Source organism: Amycolatopsis sp. NPDC114484, from assembly GCF_055633755.1.
Map to the genome: position 1 here is coordinate 45,836 of NZ_JBVKDQ010000039.1, position 15,915 is coordinate 61,750.

Genomic DNA, 15,915 nt, shown 5'->3' on the forward strand with positions numbered 1-15,915 from the left:
ACCCTCCCAAAAGCTCGTGAGCGCCTCAGCCGCTCACGAGCTTTTGTATGTGGGCCGCGCCAGTTCCTTGATGTCGCCCAGCGTCCCCCACTCGTCGCGGCCCAGCCGGGACAGCGGGCGCAGCCGGTCGATCAGCGGGTGGTCGCCGTCGAGAACGTCCTCGTTGACCGCGAGGTGCACGACCCGGCCGAACACCACCGTCGAACGCCCGAAACCGACCGTGCTGTGCAGTTCGCATTCGAACGCCACCGGCGATTCCGCCACCCGCGGCGGGCGGACTTTGAGGCTCGGCTCACGGGTCAGCCCGGCCTCGTCGAATTCGCTCAGTTCCGGCGGGAAATCCGCGCCGGTCGCGTTGATCTGCTCGAACAGCGGCTCGGGCGCGAGGTTGACCACGAACTCACCTGTCGACTCGACGTTGCGCAGGGTGTCTTTCCGCCCGACCGAGGTGAACTGCAGCACCGCGGGCGCGGCCGAGGCGACGGTGAAGAACGAATGCGGTGCGAGGTTGTCGACCCCGGCTCGCGAGGTGCTCGACACCCAGGCGATCGGCCGCGGCACGACGGTCGCGGTCATGAGGTGGTAGAAGGCGTTCGGGGCCAGCTGTGCGGGGTCGAAGTCCTTGCGCATGGTCCCCGGTCTACCAGGACAGCTCCGCGCATCTGCGGGCGCATTGCGGTCCCTCGACCTGAAGTGTCGCGTGTTTGATCTCGTAGCGGACCGACAGCAGGTCTTGCGCCTTGGTGAGCACAGTGGACTGTTCGGCTTCGGCGCTCACCGTCAGATGCGCCGAGGCGACCTCCATGCCCGAGGTCAACGTCCAGACGTGCAGGTCGTGCACGTCCGCGACGCCCGGCAGCGCGGCGAGTTCGGTGCTGATCTCGTCCACGTCGACACCGGCGGGCGCGTGCTGGAAGAGGATTCGCAGCGCGCGGCGGGCGAGCGACCAGGTGCGCGGCAGGACGAACAGTCCGATCGCGACGCCGATGATCGGGTCGGCGTAGCGCCAGCCGGTGGTCAGCGTGATCGCTCCGCTGAGCAGCACGCCGACCGAGCCGATGAGGTCAGCCAGCACTTCGAGATACGCGCCGCGGACGTTCAGGCTTTCCTTCGCGCCCGAGCGCAGCACCAGGAAGGACACGATGTTCGCGACGAGACCGGCCGCGGCGGCGAGCAGCACCGGCAGGCCGGGCACCTCCGGCGGGTCCGCGATCCGCCCGATCGCCTCGACCGCCACATACCCGGCGACGCCGAACAGCAGCACCGCATTGGCAAGCGCGGCAAGGACTTCCGCCCGGTACATGCCGAACGTGCGGCTGGGCGTCGGCCCGCTGCGGCGCGCGAGCACGATCGCGGCGAGCGCCATTCCGACGCCGAGGACGTCGGTGAACATGTGCGCGGCGTCGGAGATCAGCGCGAGCGAGCCGGTGGCGAAGCCCACGACGAACTCCAGCACCATGAACCCGGCGCCGACCGCGAGAGCGATCAGCAGCGCGCGGACGTAGCGGCCGGACGCGCTCGCCGGAGCGGCGGTGTGCCCGTGGCCGTGCCCGTGTCCCATCGCTCGCCTCCCAAGTCTCGGTGTCGAGAGTAATATATAGTGACATGCGCATATGTGCAATACAGGGTAGCCTAACTTCACTCTAATGCGTGGTGGGGCGTTTCTCCCAGCCCTGTTCCGAGAGCTGGGAAAGATCAGCGCACGAGCCGGAAGAAGCCGCGGATCTGCTCGACGAGCGACGCCGGTTGTTCCATCGCGGCGAAATGCCCGCCCCGGGGCAGCCGCTCGAACCAGCGCAGATCGGTGTACTTCAGCTCCGCCTGCCGCCGCGACGGGCGGATGATGTCGCGCGGGTAGACGGAGATGCCGGACGGCGCCGTGACGAGATCGCCGAAGCTGCGGTAGCTCTCCCAGTACAGCCGCGCGGACGAGGTCGCCGACGCGGTGAACCAGTACGCCGAGATCGCGTCGAGGAGCTGCTGCCGGGTGACCGCGTCCTCCGGGTGGCCGTTGTTGTCGGTCCAGGCCCAGAACTTCTCGGCGATCCAGGCCGCCTGTCCCGCCGGCGAGTCGGTGAGGCCGTAGCCGAGAGTTTGCGGACGCGTCCCCTGCTGCCCCGAGTACCCCTGACCGGTGCGCCGGAACTCGGCCGCCGCTTCCGCGCCCTCGCGCTCCTCGTCGGTCTCGTCCTCGAAGTGGCCGCGCGGAGCGGCCGCCATGTTGACGTGCACCCCCGCGACCCGTTCCCGCGCCACCTCGCCGAGCGCGCCCGACACCGCCGAACCCCAGTCGCCGCCCTGCGCGCCGTACCGGTCGTAGCCGAGGGAGACCATCAGCTGATCCCAGGCTTTCGCGATCCGTTGAACGCCCCAGCCGGTCTCACTCGGCTTGTCGCTCCAGCCGTACCCCGGCAACGAAGGCGCGACGACGTGGAACGCGTCCGCCGGATCGCCGCCGTGCGCCCGCGGGTCGGCCAGCGGGCCGAAGAGGTCGAGGAATTCGAGCACCGAGCCAGGCCAGCCGTGCGTGATCACCAGCGGAAACGCGTCCGGCTCCGGCGAGCGGAGGTGCACGAAGTGAATCCCGAGGCCGTCGATCTCCTGGCGGAACTGCGGGAAGACGTTGAGCCGCTCCGCGAACCCGAAGTCGTAGTCCTCGGCCCAGCTGCGGCACAGCTCTTTGGCGTAGGCGAGCGGCAGCCCCTGCGACCAGTCGCCGACAGTCTCCGCCTCGGGCCACCGCGTACGCCGCAACCGCGCCCGCACGTCGTCGATGTCCTCTTCCGCCACCCTGACCTGGAACGGCTCGGCGCGCACCGCCGCCTCCTTCCGCCTCGATAGTTCGACGCTACCGCGCTAAGCACCCTCTGTGCGTGGCCATCAGGGGGCATGCGCTAGGCTCTGTTCAGTCGCGCAAGCGGGCCCTCGTAGCTCAGGGGATAGAGCACTGCCCTCCGGAGGCAGGTGTCGCAGGTTCGAATCCTGCCGAGGGCACAGCACTGGCCGATACTCGAAAACACCTTCAAGGTGCGAGTATCGGCCAATTTTCATTTCTGGCCAAGAATGCCTGTCTTTGCCGCGCAACGGCGCTCGCGCGGCTTTCACGCCGGGTGGATGAGGCGGCTTTCGTAGGCGAAGATCACGGCCTGGATCCGGTCGCGGAGTTCGAGTTTGTGCAGGATCCGCCCCAGGTGGGACTTCACGGTCGCCTCCGCGAGGTGCAGGGCTGCGGCGATTTCGGCGTTGGACCGGCCGGAGCCCACCTGGACTAGCACCTCGCGTTCGCGGGCGCTGAGCCTGCTGAGCCGCTCGTCGCGGGCAATCGCACCGGTTTCGGGGAGGTGCGGGCGGAATTTCTCTAGCAGGCGGTGGGTGATGCGCGGGGAGACCACGGCGTTGCCTGCGGCCACGGTACGGATCGCGGCGAGTAGTTCACCGGGTCTGGCGTTCTTGAGCAGGAAGCCCGAGGCTCCGGCTTTGAGCCCGGCGAAGGCGTATTCGTCCAGGTCGAAGGTGGTGAGGATCAGGACTCTGGTCTGCGGGCAGCTTCGGAGGATCTCCCGGGTCGCCTCGATTCCGTCAGTCCCGGGCATGCGGACGTCCATCAGGACGACGTCGGGGCGCAGGTCGGCGGCGAGGCGGACGGCTTCGGCACCGTCCGAGGCTTCGCCGACTGGCTCCAGGTCCGGCTCGGCGTCCAAGACCATGCTGAATGCCATGCGCAGCAACGCTTCGTCGTCGGCGATCAGGATGCGGATCGTCATGCGGACTCCGCTGAGTCGCCGAAGGCGAGGCGGGTGTGCACTCCCCAGCCGCCGCCGGGAAGCGGTCCGGCCAGCACTGTTCCGCCGTAGACGGCTGAACGTTCGCGCATGCCGGTGATGCCGTTGCCGGAGTGGGTGACGGGGGAAGCCTGCGGGCCGGTGTCGGTGACGTCCACGGTGACGGTGTCGGCGGTGCACTCGATCCGGACCTTCGCGTGGGTTCCGGTGGGGGTGTGTTTGAGAGTGTTGGTCAAGGCTTCCTGCACCAGGCGGTAGACGGTCAGTTGCGCGGTCGCGGGGATGTGCGTGTGGCTGCCGTCGAGGTCGAGGCTGGTCGGGAGTCCGGCGGCGCACATCTGGCCCGTAAGAGTTTCCAGTTGCGCGATGCCGGGCAGTGGGTGGCGCGCCGCGTCCGGTTCGTCGGTGTTCAGGAGGCCGAGTGAACGCCGCATGTCGGTCAGGGCCTGTCTGCCGGTTTCGGAGACCTGGAGCATCGCGGTGGTGGCTTTGGCCGGAGACCGATGCTGCGCGGAGACGGCGGCATCGGTGAGCGCGACCATGACGGACAGGTTGTGGGTGACGATGTCGTGCATTTCCCGGGTGATCCGGGCCCTTTCCTCGGCAACTGCCCGCTCCCGCACAGCTTCCAAGTACGCGCGTGCGGTCCGGTTGTTCATCCCGAGGACGGCCGCGGCGACGACCATCGCGGTGAGCGCGGCGAACGGGGTCAGGAACGCACCGTCGCCCGCCCAGCGCAGGCAGGCGAGGACGGCCCCGAGCTCAACCACGGCGACAGCTACCAGGGTGACGCGCTTGCCCGAGTTCGCGGCCACTGTGTAGAGCGCCACCAGCAGTGCGAGATCTGCGGGCAGTTGAACGCCGATGGTCCACTGGACGGCGGCTGCGGTCACCACCGCGCCGAACACCGCGAGAGGGGCCTGGCGCCGCCACACCAGGGGCAGCGCGAGTGCGGCGGTGAGTGCGAGGGCCACCGGTAGCTCCGCGGGTGCCCACATGATCAAGACATGCAGCAGGAGAAGCGCGGGCAGCAGGGAATCCCACGCTGTCGGCGGCAGCCGGGACGCCCAGCGCCACTCGGTTCTCACCTAGCAAGCGTAGGCCGACGGGCCGTCGCACACATGAGCCTGCCGTCTGACCGTGATGGGCCGGATTGCGACCGCAGAAGGAGTCCCGATACCTCCTGTGGTCGTAGTCCGACCGCTGGTCCGGGTGCTCGATTACCACTGGAGGCGGCACTGAGATCGGGTCCGGAGAGCGATGTGGGCGCACGGTTCCGGGACCGAATATGGCGAGATGAACCTGTCCCTGCTGGAAATCCTGACGTTGCTCAGTGCCGTCGCGCTGGTGGTGGTGCGGTGGCTGCCCGCCGCTGTCCGCCCGCGCTTCACTATCGGGGCGGGGGCGGTGTTCCTGGTGTCCGCGATCGCACTTTGCGTGACCGGGCTCCGCTGGCAACTGCTGCCGGTCCTTGCGGGTGCTGTCGTCGCAGCGCCGTTCTCCTTCTCCCCTCTGGTGCGAAGCCGTGCTCGGCGGGTCCGCTGGTGGTGGGCATTGCCGGGATCGCTGGCCTGCGTCGGTCTGGACACCACCGGTCCCGTGACGGCGTGGGCCTTTCCCGTCCCCGTCTTCCCGGCGCCCTCCGGCGGCTTCGCGGTCGGCACCCGGGTGCTGCAGTGGACCGACCCGGACCGCCCCGAGACCTTCACCGCCGATCCGCAGGACCGGCGCACGGTCGTGGCCCAGCTCTGGTACCCCGCGCAGAACAGCCCGGCGGACGTACCGCGCGCCCAGTACCTCGGACGCACGCAGGACGAAGCACGCACCGTCGCCGAAGGGCTCGCGGGCGGCGTCGGCCTGCCGGGTTTCCTGTTCGACGGTGTCCCGCGCGCCCGCACCCACGCGATTCCCGACGCACCAGTGGCCGTCGAGGGCGGACGGTTTCCGGTCGTGCTGTTCTCGCCAGGGTCCAGCGGAGTGCGCACCCAGAACACCGCGTGGGCGGAGGAGATCGCCAGTCACGGCTACGTGGTCGCCGCACTCGACCACCCGTACGACTCCGCCGCGGTCGTGCTCGCCGACGGCCGGACGATCACCAGCGCGACCGTCTCCACCGGCGATCGGGAGGAGGACGACCGGCTGGCCGACGACTGGACCGCGATCCGGGCCGCCGACCTCGGCTTCGCCCTGACTCGGCTGGAGAGGCTCGGCGCCGACCCACTGGCCGGACGCCTGGACACCAGCCGCGTCGCCGTGACCGGTCATTCCATGGGTGGTGCCGCCGCGCTGCAGGCGGCCAGGCGGGACCATCGGTTCGCCGCCGTCGTCGATCTGGACGGCTACCCTCGCGCGCCGCTGTCGCCCGCACTTGATCGGCCGACGCTCGCGCTTACCCAGGCGGTCACTCCGGCGACTGATCCGCGTTACTTGCCTCGGCTCACCGAGGTGCTCACGCGCGGGACGGCGACGAACTACCGGGTCGCTGTCCCGGGTGCCGCGCATCTCACCTTTACGGACGGTCCCCTGTATCTGCCGCCGGTGCCGTCGATAGTCGGTTCACTGGGTCGCGCCGAGAGCCCGCGTGTCGTCGCCGCTGCCACACTCGCATTTCTGGATTCCGTTCTGCGCAACGGATCCAGCGACCTGGCGGGCACGCTGTCCGCCTACGGCGAGGTCAGCGTATTTCGCCACGGCAACGACCATTGACCCGCTCAGGCCACGAACGCCGCCTCGCGACCCGCAGCACAGAAATCGACCGTGCGACGCAACCCTTCGTCAAGGGAAACCGCCGGACTCCACCCCGTCGCCTCCCGAAAAGCCGACGCATCGATAGTGAGACTGCGGAAATCCGCAGCCTTGGCGTAATCCGGCGGCGGCACCGACACCACCTTCACCGGCGGCTCCCCCGTTCGCTCCGCGACCAGATCGGCCACCCGGCGGAACACCTCACCCAGCGGTTCACCGCGGCCGGTTCCCACTACCCAGCGGCGGCCGGCCAGACGCGGGAGGTTGCGGGTCGCGGCGGCCAGGCCGTCGGCGGCGTCTTCGACGTAGAGCAGGTCTCGCCGGACGGTGCCGTCGTGCCACATCGTCAAGGGCTCGCCGGCGAGCGCGCGGCGGACCATGGTCGAGACCACTCCCTTGTCGCGGGCGCAGGACTGCGCGCTGTAGCCGTAAGTCGCGGGCAGCCGTACCGAGGTCGCTCGCAGCACGCCTTCCGCGTCGGCGGCCAGCAGGAGCTGTTCGGCAGCCAGCTTTTGCCTGCTGTACTCGTCGTTCGGGCGGTCGGGCTCGGTGCCGTCCACGGTTTCGGTCCGGAGTGGACCGGCTTGGGTGATGGCGCCGGTGAACACCACGCCCAGCCGATCGCCGCGAACCCTCGTGCGCGCCGCGGCGACAAGATCGCGGGCCAGTCCGACGTTGACCCGCTCGGCCGCGGCGTCCCCCTCGTCGATCCGCCAGGTCGACGAACCGGTGATGTGGGCGACGGTGTGGATTACGACGGCGCAATCGCCGACCGCCTCGGCCAGCGCACCCGGTTCGGTCAGATCGAGCGGGCACACCTCGACGTCGGCGACCGCGCCGGCGGGAATCGTCGCGGGGCGCCGGGACACCGCGCGAATCCGGATCGGTTTCTCGGCGAGCCGGCGCAATACCGCCGAACCGACGAATCCGGTGGCGCCGAGCAGAACAACCTCAGTGCGCATCGATATCGACATCCTGATTCCGGGCGGGAAAGAATGGGGCGGCGGCCGCCGCGATAATCGTGTTCGCCGCCGCGGGTCAGCGTAATGGCGTTCAATTGCGGCTTCGACGTGGTCGAATGGACACGGCACGATGTTTTCCGGGCCCGGGACCGAGTGGCCTGGCGGTGCTGACAGCCCGGGTCCGCGGACGGCGCCGAGCTGGCGAGGCAGCTTCCCCGCAGCGGGGAAACGGTGCGGCGAACTGGGGATGTCGAACGGCGGCAAGGCTTTGCGGGCCCGGCAGGACAAGGGCGGGCAAGCGGCTCGTTCCCGGTGCGGCGCTGACCGCCGAGAACCGTGAAACCAGCGGCAATCAGGGGAGCGTGCGATGCGGATTCTGTTCACGGTGTCGAATTGGCCGGGGCACTACATGTGCCTGGTCCCGTTGGCCTGGGCCTTCCGGGCGGCCGGGCACGACGTGCGGGTCGCCTGCCCGCCGCAGCAGGTGCAGTCGATCGCGTCCGCGGGACTGATGCCGGTGTCGGTGCTGGACGCGCCCGATTCGATGGCGGCCGCGCGGCTGGCGGTCTGGGTCCGGGTGATCAACACCCCGCCGCAGAGCGGCGAGACGCCGTTGCCGCTGCACCCGTTCACCGGGGAGACGCTGAGTTCGGTGCGCGATTTCGACCCCGGCGACCTCGGCGACTTCTGGAAGAACGCCGTCACCGCGGTGCTTCGCAGCTACGACAGCACCGTCGACTACGCCGCGTCCTGGCGGCCCGACCTGGTGGTGCACGACCTCATGGCGCTCGAAGGGGCACTGGTCGGCGAGCTGAACGAGGTGCCGAGCGTCTACTACGGACCGGGTTTCATCGGCACCGTCGAGACCGATCCGGACCTCAACCTCCTCGCCGGGGATCCGGTGCTGTGCTTCGCGAAGTACGGGGTGGACTGGTCGCGGCACAAGATCAAGTACGCGGTGGATCCCTCGCCGAGCGCGGCTGTCCCGCCGCTGGGCGACGCGCTGCGCATCCCCGTCCGGTACCACCCGTACAACGGCTCCCAGGACGTCGATCCGTGGCTGCTGGGCCCGGTGCGGGGCAAGCGCGTGTGCATCGTGTGGGGCAACTCGGCGACCGGCGTGTTCGGCAAGCAGGTGCCCGCGCTGCGGCACGCGATCGAATCCGCCTCGCAGCAGGCCGCCGAGGTGGTGCTCACCGCGGCGGTGTCCGAAGTGGACGAACTCGGGACGTTGCCGCCGAACGTGCGGGTGCTGCGCAACTGCCCGCTGGAGCTCATCCTGCCCGGCTGCGACCTGCTCATCCACCACGGCAGCGCCAACACCCTGATGAACGGCATCGCGCTGGGCGTGCCGCAGATCTCGCTGTCCCTGAACTACGACGGGCTGCTCTACGGCCGCAGGCTGGACCCTCTCGGAGCGACGAAGACGCTGCCCGGGCTGACGGTCGAGCGGGAGGCGATCGACCAGGCCATCGGAGAGGTGCTGTTCAACCGCAACTACCGCCGCAGCGCCGCCGGGCTGAGCAAGTCGATCGCCGAGGAGCCGACCGCCGCGCAGGTCGCGGATCTGCTCGCCAAGCTGGCCCGCACCGGCGAGCTGACCGAGGACGACGTGGCCGCCCTGCGCACCGCGGGCCGGTGACGGCCGACCGTTCAGCGGCTGGGCCGCTGAACGGTCGTGCTGTCGGCGGGTCCGGCCCGCGGCCCGCCGAGCTGAACCGGAAGCTACTCAGGAGGCACGCGTGAGCGACGGTCGCGTCGTCGTGTTCGGCGGCACGGGATTCCTCGGCCGCCAGATCTGCCAGAATTTCGTCGCCGCCGGACGCGAGGTGCTCGTGCTGGGGCGGACCCCGCCGCGAACGGCCGCGGGCTGCCGGTTCCGGACCGTGGACGTCGCCCGGACGCCGACGCGGGACCTGGCCGGATTGCTGGCCGCCGAGCGCCCGGCGGTGGTCGTCAACGCCACTGGCAGCAAATGGGGCCTGACCGGGCGAGATCTGGTGGACAGCTGTGTCGGGGCGTCGCGGAACATCATGGCCGCACTGGCGGAAAGCGACGTGACGCCCCGGTACATCCATCTCGGATCGGTGCTGGAGTACGGATATCTCGCGCCGCCGCCGGTCGGACCGAACAGCGCGTACGGCCAGCTCAAGCTCGCGGCGACGGAGACGGTGCTGGCGGCGGGCGCGGCCGGAACCGTGGACGCGGCCGTGCTGCGGCTAGCCAATGTCGTGGGCCCGGGCGCAGCGGCGGAAAGCCTGCCGGGCCTGGTCGCGGGCAAACTCGCGGACGCCGCGCGGCGCGGGGAATCCGCGCTGATCGAGGTGACCGCGCTGAACGCGCACCGCGACTATGTCGACGTCCGGGATGTCGCCGACGCCGTGGAAGCCGCGGCCGGAGTTCCCGCATTGCGCGAACCGGTCGCGATCGGCCGCGGCGAGACTGTGCCGGTGCGCAAACTGGTCACCATGCTGATCGAGGTGAGCGGGGTGCCGGCGACAGTTTCGGAGCTGCCCTCCCCCGATCTGTCCTCGGAGTCGGAGGTGTCGACCCGGGTCGACACCTCCCCGGCGCGTGAGCTGCTCGGCTGGACCCCACGACGGACACTGCGCGACGCGATCGAGGCACTCTGGCTCGACGCGAAGGAAAAGCACAAGCCCGCGCAGCCGGTCCGGTGACGAGAAGCACCCGGACCGGCTGCGCGAACCCGACATCAGCTTCCGCTGCTTGTCCGGCGTCGAATCGCAGGCATAGGGAACCAGCTCCGAGGTAATCCCGCACTAGTTGATCGCAGTCACGTCGTAGCCGACGATCGACGCCTCCCCGGCACGTGAGCTGCCCGGTCGGACCCCACAAGGAAAAGCAAAAGCCCGCACAGCCGGTCCGGTGACAAGAAAAACCGGACCAGCCGCACGGGCGCAGCAATTCAGACTACGTGCACATCCGGCACGTAAAGAATCCACTTTCCGCCGGACTCCTGAAACTCCCGTTCCTTCGCCATGACCTCCTCGGCATGATTCCACGCGAACAACAGCGCGTAATCCGGATACGGCGAGGCGAACGCCGACGGAGGACGAACCGGAATGTGCGAACCCGGCATCAGCTTCCCCTGTTTGTCCGGCGTCGAATCGCAGACATAGGGAACCAGTTCCGAGGCGATCCCGCAGTAGTTGATCGCGGTCGCGCTCTTCGCGGTCGCGCCGTAGCCGACGATCGTCTTGCCCTTGGCCTTCAGGTCGCGCAGCAACGTCATGAGGTCGTCGCGGATGATCTTGGCGTTGGCGGCGAACTGGGTGAACGTCGCGAGGTCAGCGAGTCCCAGCGCGTTTTCGTTGTCGAGGAATTCGGCGACCGCCGCGCTCGGGCGGCGAGCGCCGGGCCGGGCCACGGTGTAGCGGGCCGCGCCGCCGTGCACCGCGAGATGTTCGACGTCTGCCAGTTCGAAACCGTAGCGCTCCACCAGATTGCGCACCGACCGCACGCAGAACAGGTAGTAGTGCTCGTCGTAGATCTGGTCGAATGCCTTGCTGGCCACGATGTCGGCGAGGTAGCGCTCCTCGAAGACGAACACGCCGTCGTCGGCGAGCAATTCGCCAACGCCTTCGAGAACCGAACCGATGTAGGGAATGTGGCTGAAGGTGTTGGCGGAGAAGATGACCCTGGCCGGCCCGTCTTCCTGCCGGATGGCCGCGGCCGAGGCTTTCTCGAAGAAGTCCACGCGCGCCCGCACGCCCGCACGCTCGGCCGCGCGCGCCGCGCCCGCGGAGGGATCCACGCCGAGGTGCCGGACTCCGGCGTCGCTGATCGTCTTCAGCATCACCCCGTCGTTGCTGCCGATCTCCACCACGAACGGGTCCGGGCCGGTCAGCTCGGTCTCCAGGAACCGCTTCGCCACCAGCTCGAAATGCTTCGCCATCGAGGCCGATTCGGACGTCCGGTACGGATAGTCCTCGTGGAACATCATCTCCCGGGGCACCTCCGACAGCAGCTGCACCATCGTGCAGGACTGGCAGAGCCCGGCGGCCAGATGGTAGAAGTACTCCCCTTCCGTCCGGCCGGGCACGAGGAACGCGTCGGAAATCGGCTGCCTGCCGAATTCCACGAACTCGGTGACGGTACCGCCGCAGATCCGGCAAAGAGACATGTCGGGACGCCCTTCTCGGTCAGGTCCTTGTGCAGTGTGCTCCCCCGGCCGCGTCACGACGCGCTCCTCGCGGCGACGTGCCGGTCGTGAACCGCCTCGAGCAGCTCGGCCTGGCGCAGGCACGAGGTCTCGTCGACGGTCCGGCCCGCGCGGGCCGCCGCGACGAACCGGGAGAGGGTGGCGGTGACCTGGTCGACGCGCGGCTGGCGCAGGTGCTGCGTGCCGTCCGGGCCGGCCAGCTCGATCACCGGGTCTTCGTCGGGCGGGGGCTGGAACGGCCGGTCGACCGCGATCCGGCCGCGGTCGCCGCGAAGCTCGTACTCCGCCCGGTACGCGTTCTCCATGCCGAAGGTCAGCTGCGCCGGGATCCCGTCCGGCGTTTCCAGCAGGATCGCGCCCGAGGTGTCGACGGCGTGTCCTTGACCGCGGCGCAGCACAGCTCCGGCCACGCGCAGGTCGCCGAGGAAGTACATCGCGGCGCGCACCGGGTAGATGCCGATGTCCAGCAACGCTCCTCCGCCGAGTTCGGGCTGGTACCGGATGTCGCCCTCGTCGCGCGGCGGCACCGCGAAAGCCGAATGCATCGACCGCAGCTCGCCGATGGCGCCGTCGTCGATCAGCTTCCGGACCGCCTCGTGCAGCGGATGCTGGACGAACATCACGTTCTCCATCAACGCCAGCCCGCGCTCGCGGGCCAGACCGAACAGTCGCGCGGTGGTGCTGTGCTTCGCGGTCACCGGCTTCTCCGCGAGCACGTGCTTTCCGGCGAGCAAGGCCCGTTCCACGTACTCCGGGCGCAACGCGACCGGTAGCGGAAGGTAGACAGCGTCAACGTCTTTCCGTTCCAACGCGGTCTCGTAGCCGTGCACCGGCTCGCCGCCGAACACAGACGTGACGGCCGCGGCCTTGGCCGGATCCCGGCTGGCGACCACGGTGACGTCCAAGTCCGCAGTGGCGGCCGCCGCGGGCAGCATCCGCCGCAGCGCGATGTCCGCGCATCCGAGCACGGCGAGTCGCAAGGCGGTCACCGGGCGGCCGAATCCGTGGCGTGCCAGTCCATTCCGTTCAGGCAGGCGAGCAGGGTCCGGGCTTGCACGTTGAGGTAGTGCCCGTGCCGGACCAGCGACGTGAGCTGTTCGGCGGTCACCCAGAAATAGCCGGGCGGCGGGCTGAGCGGAACCTCGTCCGGGCCGGTTTCCACGATCATGTACCGGCTTTCCGCGTTGAGGAAACGGCCGCCCTCCTCCGAATGCACGGCCGAATAGCGCACCCGCTCCGGGTTCGGGGCGAGGACGAGGTCGAGAAACCTCGGCCGCTGCGCCGTCGCCGCGTAGTTCTCCGGAATGCACTGCACGGTCGGCGAGAGCTCCACGGTGTCCACGAACCCGCTTTCGACCCGGGCGTGCACCAAAACGTGCGGGACGCCGTAGATCCGCTGGGCGACGAACGCCGCGACGCCGCGGGCGACCGGTTCGATCAGCGGCTGCGACCACCGCGTCACCTCCCGGTTGCTGGCCTCCACCGATACGCCGACGACCCGGAAATACCGGCCGTCGGCGCGTTCGATCACCGCTCCGTCGCTCACCCATCCCGGAAGGCCGGCCAATCCGACGCGCTCGGAACGCACGTCGTGCCTCGCCCGTTCCGCGGTGAACCAGGAAAGCAGCTCCAAATCGGAATGCAAGGCACCGGACCGGTGCGGCTGCACCGTCGGGGCGCACGAAAGCACCGTCCGCGAATCCATGTTGACCAGATTGTCGTAGCCGAGAAGGGATCTGATCTGCCCGAAGGTGAGCCAGCAGAAATTCTCGTCCAGCGGGACGTCCTCGTCGGTTTCGACGATCATGTTGCGGTTGCTCTTGCGGTAGAACCACGCGCCGTGCTCGGACTGCAGCACGTCGGCGAGCACCCGGGAACGGGCGGGGTCGACGAAATAGTCCAGGTACCGCACCGGCGAGCCGCCGTGCACCCGGGTGTAGTTGCTGTAGGTCGCCTGCACGGTCGGGGAGAGCTGCAGCAGGTTCGGGTTCCCCGGCTCCATTTTGGCCTGCATCAGGCAGTACAGCACCCCGTCGAACTCTTTGACGAGAATGCCGAGAATGCCGACCTCGGCCTGTTTGATGATCGGCTGGTGCCATTCCCGGCTCTGCTCCGGGCCGACCGAGACGTGCAGGCCCTCGACGGCGAAGAACCGGCCGCTGCGATGCACGACGTTGCCCGTCGGGTCCTCGAACGACCAGCCGTCGAGCCGGTCGAGGCGCACCCGTTCGACCTTGAACCGGTTGGCTCTCGCGCGTTCGGCGAACCAGGAACGGAATCCGGCGATCGACAGCAGGCCCGCGTCCGTCACCGCCGCCGAACGCGCGATCCGCTGCGGCAGCGAGTGATCCTCCCTCGGCCGCAGCGAAGACCGGCTCGGGATTCGCGTGCTGGGCTGCGACATGACTACCTCGCTTCCGTGCCGTCGAAGAACGGTTTCCTTACGCACCACGGCCGCGCGCGATCCAGTGCGGCACGAAGTCCGCCCGGATAAGCGCGCGGCGAATCGTGATCGACGGCAGGACAGAACATCCGAGTCGGCGCGCTTTCCGGACGCATCCTGGTTTCTCGCCCGCGATTCACGGCGATCGGCCGGCGGCGTCCGGTCGAGGGCCCGCCACCCACGGTCGTCCCCCCGATTTCCGTGCCGCAAAGATAACCTCGTACAAGTGCGTGGCGCTACCGCCGCACCGCACAACGAAGATTGGCCGCGGAAACAGCCGTCAACGGCGCGCAGACGAACAACGGCGACCAGGTTGAGCAATACGCGTTCGCTTGGCACCCTCACTGCTGCCCGCGTCGTTCTTCGAATGGCTCCGGTCGCGGGCACCGGAGCCAAGACAGCGCTTCCACCTCTGACAGTGCTGCCAAAAACGTCATCACGTCAATTGATTTTTCCCGATCCGATGGCGAAAGGCCCTCACGCGTGCGAATTCTATTCTGCAGTCTCGGCAGCCCCGGACACACCTATCCCTTGTTGCCCCTGGCCGTCGCCGCGCGCGACACCGGGCACGAGATCGCTTTCACCACCAGCGGACAGTTCGAACCGGCTTTGGCCGCGCTCGGTTTCCGGCACGAGGAATCCGGCGTGCCGGTCACCGAAGCTTTTCAGGAGGGCTTGAGAACCGCCTTCGGCAGAGAAAGTCCCGAAGGTCTCAGCCCGGACGACCTCCGCGAACTGTCGTCGCTGGCCTTCGGCAGGCTGATCCCGCGACGGTCCGCACGGCAGCTCGCCGACGTGCTCGCCCGGGTCCGGCCGGAGCTGATCGTGCACGACGTGAGCAGCTACGGCGCCGGGCTCGCCGCCGCGGTGGCCGGAATTCCCGCGGTGTGCCACGGAATCGGACGGGAAAGCCCGGACGAGTTCACCCTCGCGATCGAGGACAAGGTCCGCGCGCTCGGCGCGGAACTCGGGGTCGCGCTCCCGGCGGGCCGGCTGCTGGGCCTGGGCAATCCGTACCTCGACATCTATCCGGATTCGATGCAGGACCGGGAACTGCTCGACACCGGGCGGCGGTTCCCGCTGCGTCCGGTGCCGTTCTCCGACGACAGCGAACTGCCGGAGTGGGTGCGCACCCGCGACCGCGGACGGCCGCTGGTCTACCTGACGCTAGGCACGTCCGGCAGCGGCTCTGTCGGCGCGCTGCGCCAGGCGGTCGACGGACTGGCCGCGCTGGACGTCGACGTGCTCGTGTCGAGCGGCCGCTCGCTCGACGTCAGCGAATTCGGCACGATCCCGCCGCGCGTGCGGCTCGAATCCTGGGTTCCGCAGGCGAAGCTGTTTCCGGAACTGGACCTGGTGGCGCACCACGGCGGGAGCGGCACGACCCTCGGTTCGCTGGCCGCCGGGGTGCCCCAGCTGTGCCTTCCCTGGGACAACGACCCGTTCGGCAGCGGGGACGCCGTGCTCTCCACCGGCGCAGGATTGCGGCTGCTGCCCGATGAATTGACAGCGGAGGCGGTGCGGGCGAAGGCCGAGGAGCTGCTGACCGACGCGGGCTATCTCTCGGCGGCGGAGAAGATGGCGGCCGAGATCGCGCGGATGCCTTCGCCGGAGGAGGTGGCGGCGGAGTTGCCTCGTTTCGTTGCGGGGTGAGGGCAAAGGTCTGTGAGGGGAACCCTGAGGGAATCAGATTCCTTCAGGGTTCCTTGGGGTCATGGGGTTGTTGCAACACCGCTTTGTTGAAGGGGTGGGGTTGTGGCGCGGGTGTTTCAGTGGTTGCCGCGGTGGGTGCAGGTGGAG

General features: G+C 69.0%; 13 protein-coding genes and 1 tRNA gene. 5 read left to right on the forward strand and 9 right to left on the reverse strand.

Annotated features, from left to right (window positions below; genetic code table 11):
- Positions 1-33: 33 nt before the first annotated feature.
- The 3 genes from ACZ7SW_RS43815 to ACZ7SW_RS43825 all read right to left on the reverse strand — a co-directional run bounded on the left by ACZ7SW_RS43815 (position 34) and on the right by ACZ7SW_RS43825 (position 2,817).
- A complete protein-coding gene (locus ACZ7SW_RS43815) occupies positions 34-630 on the reverse strand; it encodes a flavin reductase family protein (RefSeq protein WP_470236281.1) in 597 nt (198 codons plus the stop codon).
- Positions 631-640: 10 nt separating this feature from the next.
- Entirely contained in the window at positions 641-1,561 is a 921-nt protein-coding gene (locus ACZ7SW_RS43820) for a cation diffusion facilitator family transporter (protein WP_470236282.1), read from the reverse strand.
- Between the two features lie 134 nt (positions 1,562-1,695).
- Positions 1,696-2,817: an epoxide hydrolase family protein gene (locus tag ACZ7SW_RS43825; RefSeq protein WP_470236283.1), complete on the reverse strand. Its 1,122-nt coding sequence runs from the start codon at positions 2,815-2,817 to the stop codon at positions 1,696-1,698.
- 104 nt (positions 2,818-2,921) lie between these two features.
- Here ACZ7SW_RS43825 and ACZ7SW_RS43830 point away from each other — a divergent pair.
- A tRNA-Arg gene (locus tag ACZ7SW_RS43830) sits at positions 2,922-2,994 on the forward strand.
- Positions 2,995-3,101: 107 nt separating this feature from the next.
- Here the strand turns inward: ACZ7SW_RS43830 and ACZ7SW_RS43835 are convergent.
- Together ACZ7SW_RS43835 and ACZ7SW_RS43840 are read right to left on the reverse strand one after the other, a co-directional pair.
- Complete coding sequence (locus tag ACZ7SW_RS43835; protein WP_470236284.1) at positions 3,102-3,764, reverse strand: response regulator transcription factor; 663 nt, start codon at positions 3,762-3,764, stop codon at positions 3,102-3,104.
- On the reverse strand, positions 3,761-4,870 hold the full coding sequence (locus tag ACZ7SW_RS43840; protein WP_470236285.1) for a sensor histidine kinase: 1,110 nt from the start codon (positions 4,868-4,870) through the stop codon (positions 3,761-3,763). Before ACZ7SW_RS43840 ends, ACZ7SW_RS43835 begins: the two co-directional genes overlap by 4 nt.
- Positions 4,871-5,078: 208 nt before the next feature.
- Between ACZ7SW_RS43840 and ACZ7SW_RS43845 the strand changes: the two genes are divergently transcribed.
- Positions 5,079-6,488, forward strand: a complete 1,410-nt coding sequence (locus ACZ7SW_RS43845) for an alpha/beta hydrolase family protein (RefSeq protein WP_470236286.1) — start codon at positions 5,079-5,081, stop codon at positions 6,486-6,488.
- 5 nt (positions 6,489-6,493) lie between these two features.
- Here the strand turns inward: ACZ7SW_RS43845 and ACZ7SW_RS43850 are convergent, their stop codons facing one another.
- Entirely contained in the window at positions 6,494-7,489 is a 996-nt protein-coding gene (locus tag ACZ7SW_RS43850; RefSeq protein WP_470236287.1) for an NAD-dependent epimerase/dehydratase family protein, read from the reverse strand.
- Between the two features lie 367 nt (positions 7,490-7,856).
- On the opposite strand from ACZ7SW_RS43850, the gene ACZ7SW_RS43855 reads away from it, so the two are divergent.
- Positions 7,857-9,131: a nucleotide disphospho-sugar-binding domain-containing protein gene (locus ACZ7SW_RS43855; protein WP_470236288.1), complete on the forward strand. Its 1,275-nt coding sequence runs from the start codon at positions 7,857-7,859 to the stop codon at positions 9,129-9,131.
- Positions 9,132-9,231: 100 nt separating this feature from the next.
- Positions 9,232-10,167: an NAD-dependent epimerase/dehydratase family protein gene (locus ACZ7SW_RS43860; protein WP_470236289.1), complete on the forward strand. Its 936-nt coding sequence runs from the start codon at positions 9,232-9,234 to the stop codon at positions 10,165-10,167.
- Positions 10,168-10,415: 248 nt separating this feature from the next.
- On the opposite strand, the gene ACZ7SW_RS43865 is transcribed toward ACZ7SW_RS43860, so the two are convergent.
- From ACZ7SW_RS43865 to ACZ7SW_RS43875, 3 genes are read right to left on the reverse strand one after another with little or no spacing between them, the layout of a single operon-like run.
- The gene (locus tag ACZ7SW_RS43865) at positions 10,416-11,633 is read right to left on the reverse strand and encodes a class I SAM-dependent methyltransferase (protein ID WP_470236290.1); all 1,218 of its coding nucleotides are present in this window, start codon (positions 11,631-11,633) and stop codon (positions 10,416-10,418) included.
- A 53-nt stretch (positions 11,634-11,686) separates the two neighbouring features.
- Entirely contained in the window at positions 11,687-12,661 is a 975-nt protein-coding gene (locus ACZ7SW_RS43870) for a Gfo/Idh/MocA family protein (RefSeq protein ID WP_470236291.1), read from the reverse strand.
- The gene (locus tag ACZ7SW_RS43875) at positions 12,658-14,076 is read right to left on the reverse strand and encodes an NDP-hexose 2,3-dehydratase family protein (RefSeq protein ID WP_470236292.1); all 1,419 of its coding nucleotides are present in this window, start codon (positions 14,074-14,076) and stop codon (positions 12,658-12,660) included. The genes ACZ7SW_RS43870 and ACZ7SW_RS43875 overlap by 4 nt, the downstream gene beginning before the upstream one ends.
- 522 nt (positions 14,077-14,598) lie before the next feature.
- Here ACZ7SW_RS43875 and ACZ7SW_RS43880 point away from each other — a divergent pair.
- Positions 14,599-15,768, forward strand: coding sequence for a glycosyltransferase (locus ACZ7SW_RS43880; protein WP_470236293.1), 1,170 nt, complete (start codon positions 14,599-14,601; stop codon positions 15,766-15,768).
- Positions 15,769-15,915: the final 147 nt, after the last annotated feature.

Excerpts from the sequence above, each read along its gene's own strand:
- ACZ7SW_RS43815 (WP_470236281.1), bottom strand. The coding sequence starts at position 630 with ATGCGCAAGGACTTCGACCCCGCACAGCTGGCCCCGAACGCCTTCTAC.
- ACZ7SW_RS43820 (WP_470236282.1), bottom strand. The coding sequence starts at position 1,561 with ATGGGACACGGGCACGGCCACGGGCACACCGCCGCTCCGGCGAGCGCG.
- ACZ7SW_RS43835 (WP_470236284.1), bottom strand. The coding sequence starts at position 3,764 with ATGACGATCCGCATCCTGATCGCCGACGACGAAGCGTTGCTGCGCATG.
- ACZ7SW_RS43845 (WP_470236286.1), top strand. The coding sequence starts at position 5,079 with ATGAACCTGTCCCTGCTGGAAATCCTGACGTTGCTCAGTGCCGTCGCG.
- ACZ7SW_RS43850 (WP_470236287.1), bottom strand. The coding sequence starts at position 7,489 with ATGCGCACTGAGGTTGTTCTGCTCGGCGCCACCGGATTCGTCGGTTCG.
- ACZ7SW_RS43855 (WP_470236288.1), top strand. The coding sequence starts at position 7,857 with ATGCGGATTCTGTTCACGGTGTCGAATTGGCCGGGGCACTACATGTGC.
- ACZ7SW_RS43865 (WP_470236290.1), bottom strand. The coding sequence starts at position 11,633 with ATGTCTCTTTGCCGGATCTGCGGCGGTACCGTCACCGAGTTCGTGGAA.
- ACZ7SW_RS43875 (WP_470236292.1), bottom strand. The coding sequence starts at position 14,076 with ATGTCGCAGCCCAGCACGCGAATCCCGAGCCGGTCTTCGCTGCGGCCG.